Raw genomic sequence first — 14,489 nt, forward strand, 5'->3', positions numbered from 1 at the left:
TCATCGTGAAAAAAGAAAACTATCTCTATATTCTAATCCTAATAGGGTTACAGAGTAATATAAAAAATTCTATAGCGGATGAATTTGAAACTTCCTTATTGGTTGGAAAATCTGCACAAGGAGATATTTCACGATTCACCATGGATAGCAATATTCCATCAGGTAAACAACTTGTCGATGTTTATGTTAATCAATCATGGAAAGGTCAATTTCTTGTTGACGTAAAGGATAATGGAAAAAAAATTAGTCTTATTGCTAATGATATTCAAAAGCTAGGTTTAAATTTAGCAGCTACGGTTTTGGAGCAATCAAAGGAAACACAGTGGGTTCCTATTGATGATTTAGTTTCAAATGTTCATTACAAACTTAACGTGAATGATCTACAGCTCAATATTTCAGTTCCTCAAATTGCAGTGAAACAATCTGACGCAAGCTATGTGGACCCTAGCCTTTGGAATTATGGACTTCCCGCTATTATTTTTGCTTATAATGCTAATTACTATAGTTATAAAGAAAAGAAAAACCAAAAAATTAATAATGATAACTTTTATGCCACTCTAAATTCAGGTGTTAATTTAGGTGCTTGGCAATTTAGAGATGAATCTAATTATAGCGATAGTAGCCATGGCGAAAAAAAATGGAAAAATAATACGCGTTATGCCTACAGACCGATTAGCACAATTAATTCTGGGTTAAAAATCGGTGACTTCTATACACCAGCGGCCCTTTTTAATAGCATTCGTATCCGAGGTATCGCTCTGGCAACCGAAATGGGAATGTTACCAAATTCAAGCCAAAATTTTGTACCAGTGATTAGAGGAGTTGCTCAAACAAACGCGCTAGTCAGTGTCTATCAAAATGGAAATTTAGTTTTTCAAGAAAATGTACCGCCGGGTGAGTTTTTATTCGATGATATTCAACCAAGTGCAGGTAGCGGCGATTTATCGGTCAGTATTCAAGAAGCTGATGGGCGCACTGAATCATTTACCATTCCTTATTCCACAGTCCCTGACATGCTTAAAGAAGGTATTTATAATTACAATGTATTAGCGGGGCAAACTAAAATTGATAATACGCACTATCAACCGAAATTTGTCCAAGGTGAAATTCATTACGGTTTAAATAATTTAGTCACTCTGTACACTGGTGCACTCATGAGTGAAAATTATCATTCAGCGGTGATTGGAAGTGGATGGAATTTCAGTTTTGGTGCAATTTCAGCTGATGTAACCCATGCTAATACCCAACTTGATTCAGGTGACAAAAATGGACAAAGCTACCGCTTAGCCTATAGCAAATACATTAATGCCACTTCAACAAATTTATCGATTGCGACTTACCGCTATTCGACTAGCGGTTACTATAGTTTTATTGATTCAATATATTCCCATGATAATTACCAAGCTTGGAAAAATTATCAAGAAGCGCTTTCTAATCAACCTAATAATAACAACAGTACTGATTTGTCATTAACAAACCTTGATGCATTGCGGGGTTCACGCGCTAAAAACACCTTTACTATCAATCTAAACCAACGATTAAGTGATGAATTAGGTTCTATTTTTGTTTCAGGCACTCATCGTGATTACTGGAATACAGACGGTAATAGCCGAGAGTATCAAATAGGTTATTCCAATAATTTTAATGATATTTCATACAGTTTGTCAGCTTCTCGCATTCGTAATAATGATAACAATGAAGAAACTCGCTATTACGTGAATATCAACGTCCCTATAGATCTATTTGAGAAGCGTGCCAACATCAGTATGGGGACTTATTTTACTGATGCACACTATCAGCAAACTGCAATGAGTCTGAGTGGAATTACCGGTAGAAATGACCAAATAAATTATACCGTTACGGCAACAAACCAAACAGGCGGAAATAATTTAATTGGGACTAATATCAGTTATAAGCACCCATACAGTACAGTGTCAGGATCTTATACTGAAGCTAATAACTACCGACAAGCAGGGTTAGGGGCGAGAGGAACTGTTATCGCCATCCCTGAACATATTGTTTTTTCAGGGGAAACAGGGCAAACCTACACCATTATTGATGCTCCAATGGCGAACCATATGATGGTCAATTCCGATAAAACTGCACTGACTAACCAGCAAGGCGTCGTTCTGCTTGCAAATTCAACACCTTATCGAACCAATACTTATACGCTTTCCGATACAGATACCACCTCAGGTGCTGACGTTATAGGAAATATGGGAAATGTCAGTCCCTATCAAGGTGCCGTTAACTATATCAAACTAGAAACCGATACCCGCCAAACTTATTTATTAAGAGCATCTCTTGCTAATGGGGACAGTTTGCCCTTTGGTACAGAAGTCACTGATAACCAAAAACAAAATATTGGCTATGTTGGGCAATCAGGTGTGCTTTATCTAAAAGGCGAGCAGTTACCTTCAAGCTTACATATCAAACTTGGCCCTAATGGTAAAAATGAGTGCGTCATCAATAACCCAATTAATACGATGACTAAAAACCGTAACTTCTGTCGATAAAGGAAAAAGCAATGAAAAAGATAACACTTGCGCTTCTAATATCTGCTCTGTTAGCGACGAGCCAATATGCATCAGCAAGCTGTAGGCCAGTTTCTACGGTGACAGCTCCAGCACTCTCATTCGATTTATCCACAGAACTCACTAGCACATCAACCACAGTAACAAAAAATAGCAGAACCATTTACCCAGGTACATTTACCTGTACGGCGAGAGGATTATTTCCAAACGCTGTTGGTATTGCATCCCCATTTCAAGGCAGAATAGCAACTATCGGCTTTAATGGCGGAAAACAATTTGTTTCGATTACGGTGACTGCCTTAGAAAAAAACCAAGTGACAGATATCGCCACAGGTAGCCACCCCGCATCTGATCTTGATTCTAATTTCACAATCAAATTTACCTTAGTAGATAGCAAGCCAAGCACTAATTATAAAGAAGTGACCGGTAGTTTTATCACTATCACACCTGTTGTACTTGCATCAGATGCATCGTCATTAACTATCGTTCAATGGTTACTCAATATTGTCAGCAAACTAATTACTTTTTTATTAACACTACAATGGCCGTCTGATCCAGATGATATTTTTTTACAACCTATATCAATAACCTACAATCCAATTTTAACAACTTGTAACTTTGCCAATCAAGGACTTGTAGTGACGCTTCCTCCGGTTAGTATTGCTACTGCAAAAAATGCAACTCGAGCAGGTTACACCCCTTTTACGCTCAATTTTACTTGCCAAGATTTCCTTAGCGGAGGCAATGCTTCTCGCGATGTTTCGATGTTTTTATCTAGCGCTAATTTGCTATCTACAGATAAAACGGTACTAAATAACTCTGCCAGTCAAGGCGCTGCTGGGGTGGGTTTTAGACTCGTTAAAGCAGATAACATCAACACGCCTCTTGTACTATCAGACAGTGTCACGGCACAAAATAGTGCAACTAATATTTTTAATGTGACAAAAGGTAGTCCAATATCCCCTTCATTTGCCATTAATATGGGGGCTTATTATTATCCATACAATGCAAATAGTGTCACTCAAGGACGTGTATCCAGCACTGCAACTGTCGTTATGTCATATAATTAAAAGTGAGGGGATATGCTTGCTATCAATAAAGTCATCGCAATACTGGCGCTACAATTTTTCAGCCTACATGTTGATGCTAGCATTGTGCTTCAGGGCACTCGATTGATCTTTCCAAGCGATAGAAAAACAATAAGCATTCAAGCGGTTAACCATAGTGAGCAATCTGCATTGGCACAAAGCTGGGTTGATGAAGGAAATATTGACTCAACACCAGAAACAACGAATGCCCCGTTTATTGTCACTCCACCTATGACTAAAATTTCAGCCAATGAAGGCTCACAAATACGGATTCAATATATTGGCGATGGACTACCGAAAGATCGTGAATCTGTTTTTTATTTAAACGTACTCGATATTTCACCAAAACCCAAAAATAAAACCAATCTAAACGTATTACAACTCGCACTACAAACACGCATTAAATTATTCTATCGCCCAATAGAGTTAACTGAAAAACCTGAAAACATAATAAATAAGGTTAAATTCTATTCAGAGAATCAATCTCTAAATATAAATAACCCTAGCCCATACTTTTTAAATATTTCTGAACTGTATATGGAAAATAATCAATCGACCCCCATAGCAAAAAGCTTGATGGTGGCGCCATTTTCCATTCACAAAATTAATTATAAAAACCTATCCAATACAAATATCGTTATTATCTATATTGATGATAGAGGTGACTTTATTACCTATAAAACTATGATTAACAACAAACAGGTCGCCGGTTAAGCTGCCCATTTGTTGTTAACAACATGATTTAAACCTGTGCAGTCACTTTTGGTCGGATAAATAAAGCTGGCACTGCCAATAACGCCATTAAATAAAATACAACACCATGATGAGTTGGCACTCGTTCATAAATGAATCCAACAACAATAGTCAATATGGCTAATCCACCGCCCATGGCTAATGCAGAATAAACGGCCTGTAATGGAATGATTTCGCTTTCTTTGCGTGCACTGATAAAACGCATTGCAGCTAAATGGCAGACGGTAAAAGTACCACTGTGTAGAATTTGGACAATAATCAGAACAGGTAAAGCCGTAAATGCCCCCATCAATCCCCAACGTACAATCCCACAAAATGCAGAAAGTAGTAGCAAATTACGGGCGCTCCAGCGCCGAAATAGACGATGACTTAATGTAAAAACAATCACTTCCGCAACAACACCCAGAGACCATAAGTTACCAATCACTAAATCTGAGTAACCCGCTTCTTTCCAAAATAGCGAAGCAAAACCATAATACGCCGCGTGAGCCCCTTGCAGTAGGGATACGCAGATTAAAAACCTAACTACATTTTTATCAGCAATTAATTGCTTAACAGAGACTTTAGCTTGCCCTTCTACCTTTGCGGCACCAGAAGGCATAATTGCGGGTCTTAACAAGGTGCTGACCAGTAAGGCGGCACAACTGATGACTAACGCCACCATGATGGATTTATGCCCCCAAACTCCAGCTAAATACCCCATTAATGAAGAACCAATAATAAAAGCTATCGATCCCCAAACGCGTATTTTGCCGTAATCAAAAGTAAATTGCTTTTGCCATGCGCCGGCCAATGAATCACCAAGCGGCACCATAGGTGCAAAAAATAAGTTAAAACCTATCATAACAAACAGAAGCCATGCCCAATGAGAACCCAGAGCAAAACCAACAGAAAAAATAAAAGAGAGTACCGCCAATATTCTTAGTGCAATAATTAGTTTTGAAGGTTCTTTCACTAACGGGGTAATAAACATCGCCCCCAGAAAACGAGCCCCTAACCCTATTCCAAGTAAAACACCAATCATCTCTGCATCAATACCCTCTCCTTTTAGCCAAATAGACCAAAAAGGCAGAAAAATACTATAAGCAAAAAAGTAGGTAAAATAATCAATAGCTAGCCAGCGTGTTGATGGAATTACCATCATTCCTCCCTTATTTTAAATACAAAAAACCCGCTCGTACAAAATGTAGAAGCGGGTTTCGGTAACGATTAATGTCTATTATGCGTAGACTGGGTGTTTTTTGCAGATGGTTAATACTTTCTGTTTAACACGCTCAATGGTCGCTTCATCATTGAGGTTATCTAGAATATCACACATCCAGCCGGCTAGCTCAGCGGCTTCTGCTTCATTAAAGCCACGGCGAGTAATTGCAGGAGAACCAATACGTACCCCAGAGGTCACAAATGGGCTCTTAGGATCGTTTGGTACGCTGTTTTTGTTAACTGTAATATTCGCGCGACCAAGTGCAGCATCTGCATCTTTACCGGTAATATCTTTATCAACTAAATCAACTAAGAATAAGTGGTTCTCAGTACCATTAGAGACAATTTTATAACCGCGTTTTTGGAAAACAGCAACCATAGCTTTTGCATTTTTAGCAACATTTTGCTGATAAACTTTAAACTCTGGCTCCATCGCTTCTTTCAGTGCAACCGCTTTACCTGCAATCACATGCATTAAAGGGCCGCCCTGTGAACCTGGGAATACTGCTGAATTAATTCTTTTGTATAACTCTTCATCGCCACCTTTAGCCAGGATTAAGCCACCACGTGGGCCTGCTAAAGTTTTATGTGTCGTCGTTGTCACCACATGTGCATGTGGAACTGGGTTTGGATATACACCTGCGGCAATTAAGCCTGCAACGTGCGCCATATCAACAAACAAATATGCACCGATGCTATCTGCGATTTCACGCATTTTAGCCCAGTCAACCAGACCTGAGTATGCAGAAAAACCACCAATAATCATTTTTGGTTTATGTTTTTCAGCTTGCTCTTTGATATCGTCGTAATCGATTTTGCCGCTTTCATCAATACCGTAAGGCACGATATTATACAATTTACCGGAGAAGTTAACTGGCGAACCATGAGTTAAGTGACCACCCTGCGCTAAGTTCATACCTAAAACGGTGTCACCCGGTTGTAATAGCGCCATGTAAACCGCCGCATTGGCTTGTGAGCCAGAATGTGGTTGTACGTTTGCGTAATCTGCACCAAATAATTCTTTTGCACGGTCAATCGCTAATTGCTCTACGACATCAACGTATTCACAACCGCCATAATAACGCTTGCCCGGATAGCCTTCTGCATATTTATTGGTTAGCTGAGAACCTTGAGCCTGCATAACTCGTGGACTGGTATAGTTTTCAGAAGCAATTAATTCAATGTGCTCTTCTTGACGGACAACTTCTTGTTCCATCGCTTTCCATAATTGTGGATCATAGTCTGCAATATTCATTTCACGCTTTAACATTCGCTTCTCCTGCCTCAGCAATTCAATATGTTGACAATAAATTCATAGCAATAGCGCTTAGTGTAAACTCTTTTTCGCTGTTGAGATAGCCCTAAAGAAAAAATCACGCAAACGTTTGCATTAATTTTTTAACCCAAAGTTACCTTAAAGCACTTCCCTATAAAATAGCTTATATTTAAATTTTGAACGCATTATTCTCTGCTTTTGTTAACCACCTCTCAATATGTGGCTATTCCCCAAAGATTTTCGATAGCAAGCTATTTACATATTTCACTAAATATTATAAGTTGTATTTAAAATGCATGTTTATAATTTCATCATATAATGAAAAAAATTCAGGAGCACCTGTATGCTTAATAGCCAAACTATCGCCATTGTTAAATCAACTATTCCTGCCATTGTCGCCACAGGACCAAAACTTACCGCTCACTTTTATGACAGAATGTTTAAGCAGCACCCTGAACTAAAAGATATCTTTAATATGACCAACCAAAAAAATGGTGACCAACGAGAAGCATTGTTTAATGCAATCTGCGCCTATGCTGTCAATATTGAAACACCAGAAGCACTGATGTCTGCGGTAGAAAAAATTGCCCAAAAACACGTTAGCCTAAATATCAAACCTGAACATTATCCAATTGTGGGAGAAAACTTACTCGCAGCAATTGATGAGTTATTGAACCCCGGACAAGATGCTTTAGATGCATGGGGTGAAGCTTACGGTGTACTTGCGAATATTTTTATTAATCGAGAAAAAGATATCTACCAACAAAATGAAGAAAAAACAGGTGGATGGGAAGGATTGCGTGAATTTCGCCTTCATTCAAAACAGTTACAAAGTGATGTTATCACTAGCTTTGAGTTTGTGCCTGTCGATGGCAAGCCTGTTGCGGATTATCGCCCTGGTCAGTATCTCACCATTTATATCAATCATGAGAGTTTAGATAATCAAGAAATACGTCAATATTCACTCACAACAGCACCTAACGGAAAAAGCTATCGAATTGCCGTAAAACGAGAAGATCAAGGTGCAGTATCGAGTTTACTACATCAGCAACTTAATCAAGGAGATACTGTTCACTTAGCGCCTCCTTGTGGTGATTTCTTTATCGATATCGATGCACAAACACCTGTGACATTAATCTCCGCAGGTGTAGGTCTCACCCCTATGCTAAGCATGCTTAATTATTTAACTGAACAAGCACATCAAGCGACCGTTAATTGGCTTCATGCCGCTGAAAATGGTGCTGTTCATGCATTTAGCCATGAAGTCAGTAAGCTAATGACCGCTCAACAAAATGGTCATAGTGCTATTTGGTTTAATCAACCTCGTGAAAATGATAAAGCGGGCTTCGATTATCAATATAGTGGACTGATGGATTTAATGCAGGTTAAAGAGTGGGTAATGCAGCCCAATATGCAATTTTATTTCTGTGGGCCTGTTGGCTTTATGCAGTATATTGGAAAACAGCTTATAGAGATGGGAGTAGCGGCCGATAATATTCATTATGAGTGTTTTGGGCCTCATAAAGTATTACCACTTCACTGATATTAAGCTATCAACAGTAAAAATCGATACTTTATTTCGTGGTAACGGGTTCGCATACTAAATACATTTATCGTTAATATTTCGAGTTACAGGTAACTCTGTAATTCGAAATTAAATTAACGGTACAAAATCCCATTCCTGTGTATTTATACCGTTACCACTTTTTCTTTAATAATTAAATCGCTTCTTCGTCTTGCTCACCGGTACGAATACGAATAACACGCGTTACATCGTAGACAAAAATCTTACCATCACCAATTTTACCGGTTTGTGCTGTTTGCATTATCGTCTCAACACAGTTTTCGACGATATCATCAGGCACCACAATTTCGATTTTAACTTTCGGTAAAAAATCAACCATGTACTCTGCACCACGATATAACTCAGTGTGGCCTTTTTGACGACCGAAACCTTTCACTTCAGTCACGGTCATACCCGTAATTCCAACCTCTGCCAATGCTTCACGAACATCATCAAGTTTAAATGGCTTTATAATTGCATCAATTTTTTTCATAAATATTCCTGCTATGACCAGTTTTTACGGCCAAAACCTGAGGTGATCGGATAACGACGATCTTTACCAAAGTTACGCATGGTGATCCGTGGTCCTACAGGCGCCTGACGACGTTTGTATTCATTAATATCAACAAGACGCACAACACGACGCACGGTGGCTTCATCAAAACCTAATTTAATCAGCTGATCCACAGATAAATCTTTTTCAACATAACCTTCTAATAACGCATCTAGAATATCGTATGGTGGCAAGCTATCTTGGTCGAGTTGTCCCGGCGCTAGCTCTGCTGATGGTGGCCTATCGATCACACGCTGTGGAATAGCTGGCGATAGTGTATTACGATAATTAGCTAGTTCAAAGACAAGTGTTTTTGGCACATCTTTTAGCACATCAAAACCACCAGCCATATCACCATATAATGTTGAATATCCGACTGCTGATTCACTTTTGTTGCTAGTCGTCAATACAATACGGCGGCGCTTATTAGACATTGCCATTAAAATGACGGCACGACAGCGAGCTTGTAAATTTTCTTCGGTAGTATCGACTTGGGTTCCTTCAAACAAAGGTTCGAGTTGTGCCATAAAGGCATCAAACATAGGTTCAATAGAAACGATATCAAACTCAACACCTAATAACTCTGCTTGCTCTTTTGCATCATGAATACTCATTTCTGCCGTATAACGAAATGGCATCATCACGGCTTGTACATGCTCTTTACCAATCGCATCAACTGCAATCGCAACGGTTAAGCCTGAATCTATACCACCTGATAATCCTAAAATTGCGCCGTTAAAACCATTTTTATTAATATAGTCACGCGTGGACATAACTAAAGCTTGATAGACTTGCGCAATAGAAGACATTTCAGGAGCACTATTGTCTTGCGTGACCAATTTTAGCTCTTCAAATTGAACAGTTGCAATTTGTTCTTCAAATTCAGCTAACTGATAGACTTGCTTACCTTTATTTGCCAACACTTTTGAGCCGCCATCAAAAACCAACTCATCTTGTCCACCCACTTGATTAAGATAAACAATAGGCAAACCCGTACGTCGGCAATGATCAACAAGTAAGTCACTGCGAATATGTTCTTTATTAAGATCAAAAGGGGATGCATTAATGGTGAGTAATAATTCAGCGCCTGCACCTTTTACTGCATCAACTGGCTCGTCATACCAAATATCTTCACAAATCAACAAACCTAGACGATAGCCCTTGAAATCAATCACACAAGTATCTTCGGCAGCGGTAAAATAGCGCGGCTCATCAAAAACACCATAATTTGGTAGCTCTTGCTTAAAATAACGTGCAACTAGCTTGTCTTGATAGAAAAATGACAATGCATTATAAATTTGGTCATCTTCATACCACGGATGACCGACAATAATTGCGGTTTGCATACTGGCACGCTGCAAACGATCTAATTGCATTAAGCAACGTAGCTCAAATTCACCACGAAAAATTAAATCTTCAGGCGGATAGCCGGTAAGAGCCAGCTCTGAAAACATGACAATATCGGTGTTTTTTTCTTGTTCTTTAACAACTTGCAACATACGGTCGCAGTTGCCTTCAATATCACCAACTAACCAATTCAATTGAGCAAGTGAAATATTAAGCTTACGGCTCATAAGGTATTTCTTCTCCCGAAGTATTTTTAGGGGTGTCGTTAATTCTAAAAATATTATTCTTTAAAATCATTTGCTTCTAAATCGTGTCGCCCAAGTAATTTATAAAACTCGGTCCGGTTTCGTCCGGCCATTCGAGCCGCTTGTGTGACGTTGCCTTTAGTCATTTGTAATAATTTACGCAAATAATTTAATTCAAATTGATTACGCGCTTCAACAAAAGTCGGTAGTGCCGTATTTTCACCTTGTAATGCTTGGCTAACTAATGCTTCGCTAATCACAGGGGAAGTCGTCAATGCGACACATTGCTCAATGACGTTAACTAACTGTCGCACATTTCCTGGCCAAGTTGCCGTCATCAAGCATTTCATCGCATCACTGGAGAAACTGCGAACAAAAGGCTTGTGACGTATCGCTGACTCACGTAGTAAATGATTAGCTAATAATGGGATATCTTCAGCTCTTTCATTCAACGCCGGAATGCGTAAATTAACAACATTCAGTCGGTAATAAAGATCTTCACGAAATTCATTTTTTTCCATCGCTTTAGGCAAATTACGATGTGTTGCCGAAAGAATACGTACATCAATATCCAAATCGCGATTACTGCCTAATGGGCGCACCTTGCGCTCCTGCAAAACACGTAAAAGTTTTACTTGCAATGCCATCGGCATATCACCGATTTCATCTAAAAATAGGGTTCCACCACTCGCCGCAAAAAATAGCCCTTCACGATTACTAACAGCTCCGGTAAAAGCCCCTTTAGCGTGGCCAAATAATTCGGATTCAAGTAATTGTTCTGGCAAAGCGCCACAGTTTATTGCAATAAAGGGTTTTCTTGCTCGCGGGCTCGCCTTGTGAATAGCTTGCGCTAAAACTTCTTTACCTGTTCCACTTTGCCCATTAATTAAAACACTAACATCCGATTGCGCCACCATGTGGGCTTGCTCTAATAAGCGGATCATCAATGGGCTACGAGTCACTATGCCCATGCTCCATTCTTCGTCACCTATTGGCGTTGAAGATAATGCTAATGCTTCATCAATTGCTTTATAAAGTGCATCTTTATCAACTGGCTTAGTTAAAAAACTAAATACACCTCGTTGAGTTGCAGCAACAGCGTCAGGAATTGAACCATGTGCAGTCAAGATAATAACAGGCATATTGGGATGGGCTTTTTGAATTTCATCAAATAGCGCCATGCCATCCATTTCATCCATCCGTAAATCACTAATCACTAAATCAATTTTTTCTTTTTGTAAAATCTTTAGTGCTTCAGGACCACTTTCTGCGGTAACAATTCTAAATCCTTCACTGCTTAGACGCATACCTAGCAACTTCAGCAGGCTAGGATCATCATCAACCAATAGTAAATTCGCTGACTTACGGCTTGTCATTGCGTTTATTCTCCGATTGATTTTTTTCTTTCACTTCGTTAATGACTTCTTTCGACTCACTAATAACTTCTTTTGGTTTTTCCGCTTCAAGCGCAACTGAATTCGCATTATCCACTGAGTTCTCAACTTCTTTCTCAGTTTCATTACTACTTTGTTTGCGTGAAGAGAGCTGGCGTTCAATATCCGTCAAATTTTCTAACTTACGAGAAATAGTATTCAGCTCAAAAGTTAATTTTGCATTTTCTTCTCTTAAACGATCCATCTTCGCATCAGTATCTTGCTGTAATCGTTTATAGCGAGCATTGGCCTCAGCCAAATTAATAATCTGCACTTGCTGCTCACGCCATAATTGCAATAGCGGGCGTATCGCCGTTGGAAAATTCAAACTATAGGCATTAATGTTATCAAGCATTTTACGGCGTTCAGCAATGGAAGGATCCGCAGAATTTAATAAAATATTTTGCTCAAAGACATTTGACCAATTATTAGCCTCAATTTTATTCGCATCACTACGTGCTTGTTGGGTTTCCGTTCTATCGGCACAGTCCATCATACGTAACCAAAATAGCGCATTCTCTAAAGCATTTGGCTGTTCATTATTCCAAATCGAATCACATGATGCATAACGATAGTCAGTCACTTTTATTTCAGGTACAACCACTTGAGCTAAGGTTTCAAGTGGTGATTGCCCATTTTTAGCAACACATCCCGTTAAAATAAAAGCAAATAGAAATACTGAAAAATGTACCGCTGTACGCGTTGAATTTAACGAAATAGCGTGACTTATTAATGTGTTATTTCTCTTCGACGATGCTTTATCGCGCAGCATTGCCAGAAAATCTATAGACCTATTTAACATTGTTATTCATTCTCAACAGTTAAAGGCAATTCAATTCTAAAACAGACATCAGCGAGTTTATTCGGCACCAGCGATAGCTCACCACCCATTTGCTTAATGCAATCATGTGCGATGCTAAGCCCTAAACCACTCCCTTTAACCGCGCCCTTTCGTTGTAAAGAGCCTTGATAAAACGGTTCAAAAATCATGTTTTGTTCAGATTCAGGTATTGGTGTGCCCGTATTTGCCACTTCTATAAGTAGTTTATTGTCCGTTCTACGACTAGAGATCCAAATATTACCTGATTCGCCGCCATAGTGCACCGCATTGGAGTAGATATTATCAATTACACGCCCAAGCAAGGTGGGTTCAGCAAAGCAATGTTCAACTTTTAAACGAATATCTGTTTTAATATTTTTAGCTCTTGCGGGTAAATTATGTGCGTTAACAATATCTTCGATTAATTTTTTCAAATCGATATGTTGTGCTTCTGGAGGTTCATCCGCTAACTTACGATTATAGTCAAGTAACTGTTCAATAAGTTGCTGAAGATGCTTACTACTGTTATCGAGTATTTCAACCACTTCTCTTTGCGAGCTAGTCAATGGCCCCGCTACTTCATCCGCAAGTAATTCAGTTCCTTCACGCATACTGGCTAATGGTGTTTTTAACTCATGAGAAATATGACGCAAAAATTCGTGGCGTTGGGATTCGAGCCATTCCAGACGTTCACTTAACCAAATAATACGTTGAGCAATAGTGCGCAGCTCTCTAGGGCCTTTGAATCGCTCTAAATTATTAGCCAGTGACCCTCCGGTACCAAGGCGATTAATCATACGTTCAATTGCTTTAACTGGCCCAATAATCATTCGCGTAAATAACGTCACTAATAAAGCACTTAAAAGGAATAAAATGAGACTTTGCCAGCCAAACAATTGACCTTTATTAGCAATCGCTTTTTGAAGTTGCTCGCCGCGGCTAAAAATCACTTCACGAGTTTCTTGAACAAGATATGCGTTTGCAGTTGAAAATTGTTCGAGCGCCACCGTCACTTGTTTTGTCGGTTCATTATTTTCACAATTCACCTGCGCAAGTAATTCAAGATTTTTTGTAAGTGTCGAAGTATCAGAGGTTCGAGGTAGGATTGTTTTTTGCCGCTCAAACATTTGCGTGTAGTCAGCGAACTGTTTTTGATATTGATTTTTCAGTGCTGCATCTTGTAGAACACAGTATTGTCGATAACTACGCTCCATTTCCAGCGCAAGACTACTCATCACCTCACTGCGCCTTGCATCAAGAAGTGTAGTTTTATTAATGTTCGCCGCTTGGTTACTTAGTTGTTCTAAGCTTTGATATGCCTGATAAGCTAATACCAACAAGGGTAACAAAACCAACCAAAATGCCATCATAACTAATTGGCGCAAGGATCGCGGGAAAAGCCGCCATTTACTCAATACATTCATCTCATACCTATTAAACGTATTTCAATGGTAGCAGAACTCAGCCCTTCGCGGAAAGTTGATTAATCGTTCTGTTATCCAAAGCATTAGAATAATAATAGCCACAGCAATGAACGTGCCAATATTCAAACCAAAAGTACAATAATTTCAGTAGAATAGATAACTATAATAGAAACAAATACATTTAATATGGGACATGAATGATTTTGAATGATTTTGAATGATTTTGAATGATTTTGAATGATTTTGAAT

11 protein-coding genes are annotated in these 14,489 nt (G+C 39.0%); 4 read left to right on the top strand and 7 right to left on the bottom strand.

Going from position 1 to position 14,489, the window contains the following annotated elements:
- Positions 1 to 5 precede the first annotated feature (5 nt).
- From ACTH6U_RS10755 to ACTH6U_RS10765, 3 genes are read left to right on the top strand one after another with little or no spacing between them, the layout of a single operon-like run.
- Positions 6 to 2,516, top strand: coding sequence for a fimbria/pilus outer membrane usher protein (locus ACTH6U_RS10755; RefSeq protein WP_441832171.1), 2,511 nt, complete (start codon positions 6 to 8; stop codon positions 2,514 to 2,516).
- A gap of 11 nt (positions 2,517 to 2,527) precedes the next feature.
- Positions 2,528 to 3,604, top strand: a complete 1,077-nt coding sequence (locus ACTH6U_RS10760; RefSeq protein ID WP_441832172.1) for a fimbrial protein — start codon at positions 2,528 to 2,530, stop codon at positions 3,602 to 3,604.
- Between the two features lie 12 nt (positions 3,605 to 3,616).
- Positions 3,617 to 4,336 (top strand): fimbrial biogenesis chaperone, encoded by a 720-nt coding sequence (locus ACTH6U_RS10765; RefSeq protein ID WP_441832173.1) that lies wholly within the window; start codon positions 3,617 to 3,619, stop codon positions 4,334 to 4,336.
- A gap of 28 nt (positions 4,337 to 4,364) precedes the next feature.
- On the opposite strand, the gene ACTH6U_RS10770 is transcribed toward ACTH6U_RS10765, so the two are convergent.
- Both ACTH6U_RS10770 and glyA read right to left on the bottom strand, forming a co-directional pair.
- Positions 4,365 to 5,516: a 3-phenylpropionate MFS transporter gene (locus ACTH6U_RS10770; protein WP_441832198.1), complete on the bottom strand. Its 1,152-nt coding sequence runs from the start codon at positions 5,514 to 5,516 to the stop codon at positions 4,365 to 4,367.
- A gap of 78 nt (positions 5,517 to 5,594) precedes the next feature.
- Entirely contained in the window at positions 5,595 to 6,848 is a 1,254-nt protein-coding gene (gene glyA, locus ACTH6U_RS10775) for a serine hydroxymethyltransferase (protein ID WP_294110580.1), read from the bottom strand.
- A 349-nt stretch (positions 6,849 to 7,197) separates the two neighbouring features.
- Here glyA and hmpA point away from each other — a divergent pair, with 349 nt between their 5' ends.
- Positions 7,198 to 8,397, top strand: a complete 1,200-nt coding sequence (gene hmpA / locus ACTH6U_RS10780) for an NO-inducible flavohemoprotein (protein WP_336431047.1) — start codon at positions 7,198 to 7,200, stop codon at positions 8,395 to 8,397.
- A gap of 175 nt (positions 8,398 to 8,572) precedes the next feature.
- Here the strand turns inward: hmpA and glnB are convergent, their stop codons facing one another.
- Genes glnB through ACTH6U_RS10805 form a run of 5 tightly spaced genes read right to left on the bottom strand, consistent with a single transcriptional unit; the run spans position 8,573 to position 14,240 of the window.
- Positions 8,573 to 8,911: a nitrogen regulatory protein P-II gene (gene glnB, locus ACTH6U_RS10785; protein WP_294110578.1), complete on the bottom strand. Its 339-nt coding sequence runs from the start codon at positions 8,909 to 8,911 to the stop codon at positions 8,573 to 8,575.
- Positions 8,912 to 8,922: 11 nt separating this feature from the next.
- Positions 8,923 to 10,545 (bottom strand): NAD+ synthase, encoded by a 1,623-nt coding sequence (locus tag ACTH6U_RS10790; protein ID WP_294110577.1) that lies wholly within the window; start codon positions 10,543 to 10,545, stop codon positions 8,923 to 8,925.
- Between the two features lie 53 nt (positions 10,546 to 10,598).
- Positions 10,599 to 11,939, bottom strand: coding sequence for a two-component system response regulator GlrR (gene glrR / locus ACTH6U_RS10795; RefSeq protein ID WP_294110576.1), 1,341 nt, complete (start codon positions 11,937 to 11,939; stop codon positions 10,599 to 10,601).
- A complete protein-coding gene (qseG, locus tag ACTH6U_RS10800; RefSeq protein ID WP_441832174.1) occupies positions 11,926 to 12,798 on the bottom strand; it encodes a two-component system QseEF-associated lipoprotein QseG in 873 nt (290 codons plus the stop codon). Before qseG ends, glrR begins: the two co-directional genes overlap by 14 nt.
- Before the next feature lie 2 nt (positions 12,799 to 12,800).
- Complete coding sequence (locus ACTH6U_RS10805; protein WP_434719263.1) at positions 12,801 to 14,240, bottom strand: sensor histidine kinase; 1,440 nt, start codon at positions 14,238 to 14,240, stop codon at positions 12,801 to 12,803.
- Positions 14,241 to 14,489 lie beyond the last annotated feature (249 nt).

The sequence above is a fragment of the Providencia sp. genome (assembly GCF_052096715.1).
Classification (GTDB): Bacteria; Pseudomonadota; Gammaproteobacteria; order Enterobacterales; family Enterobacteriaceae; genus Providencia.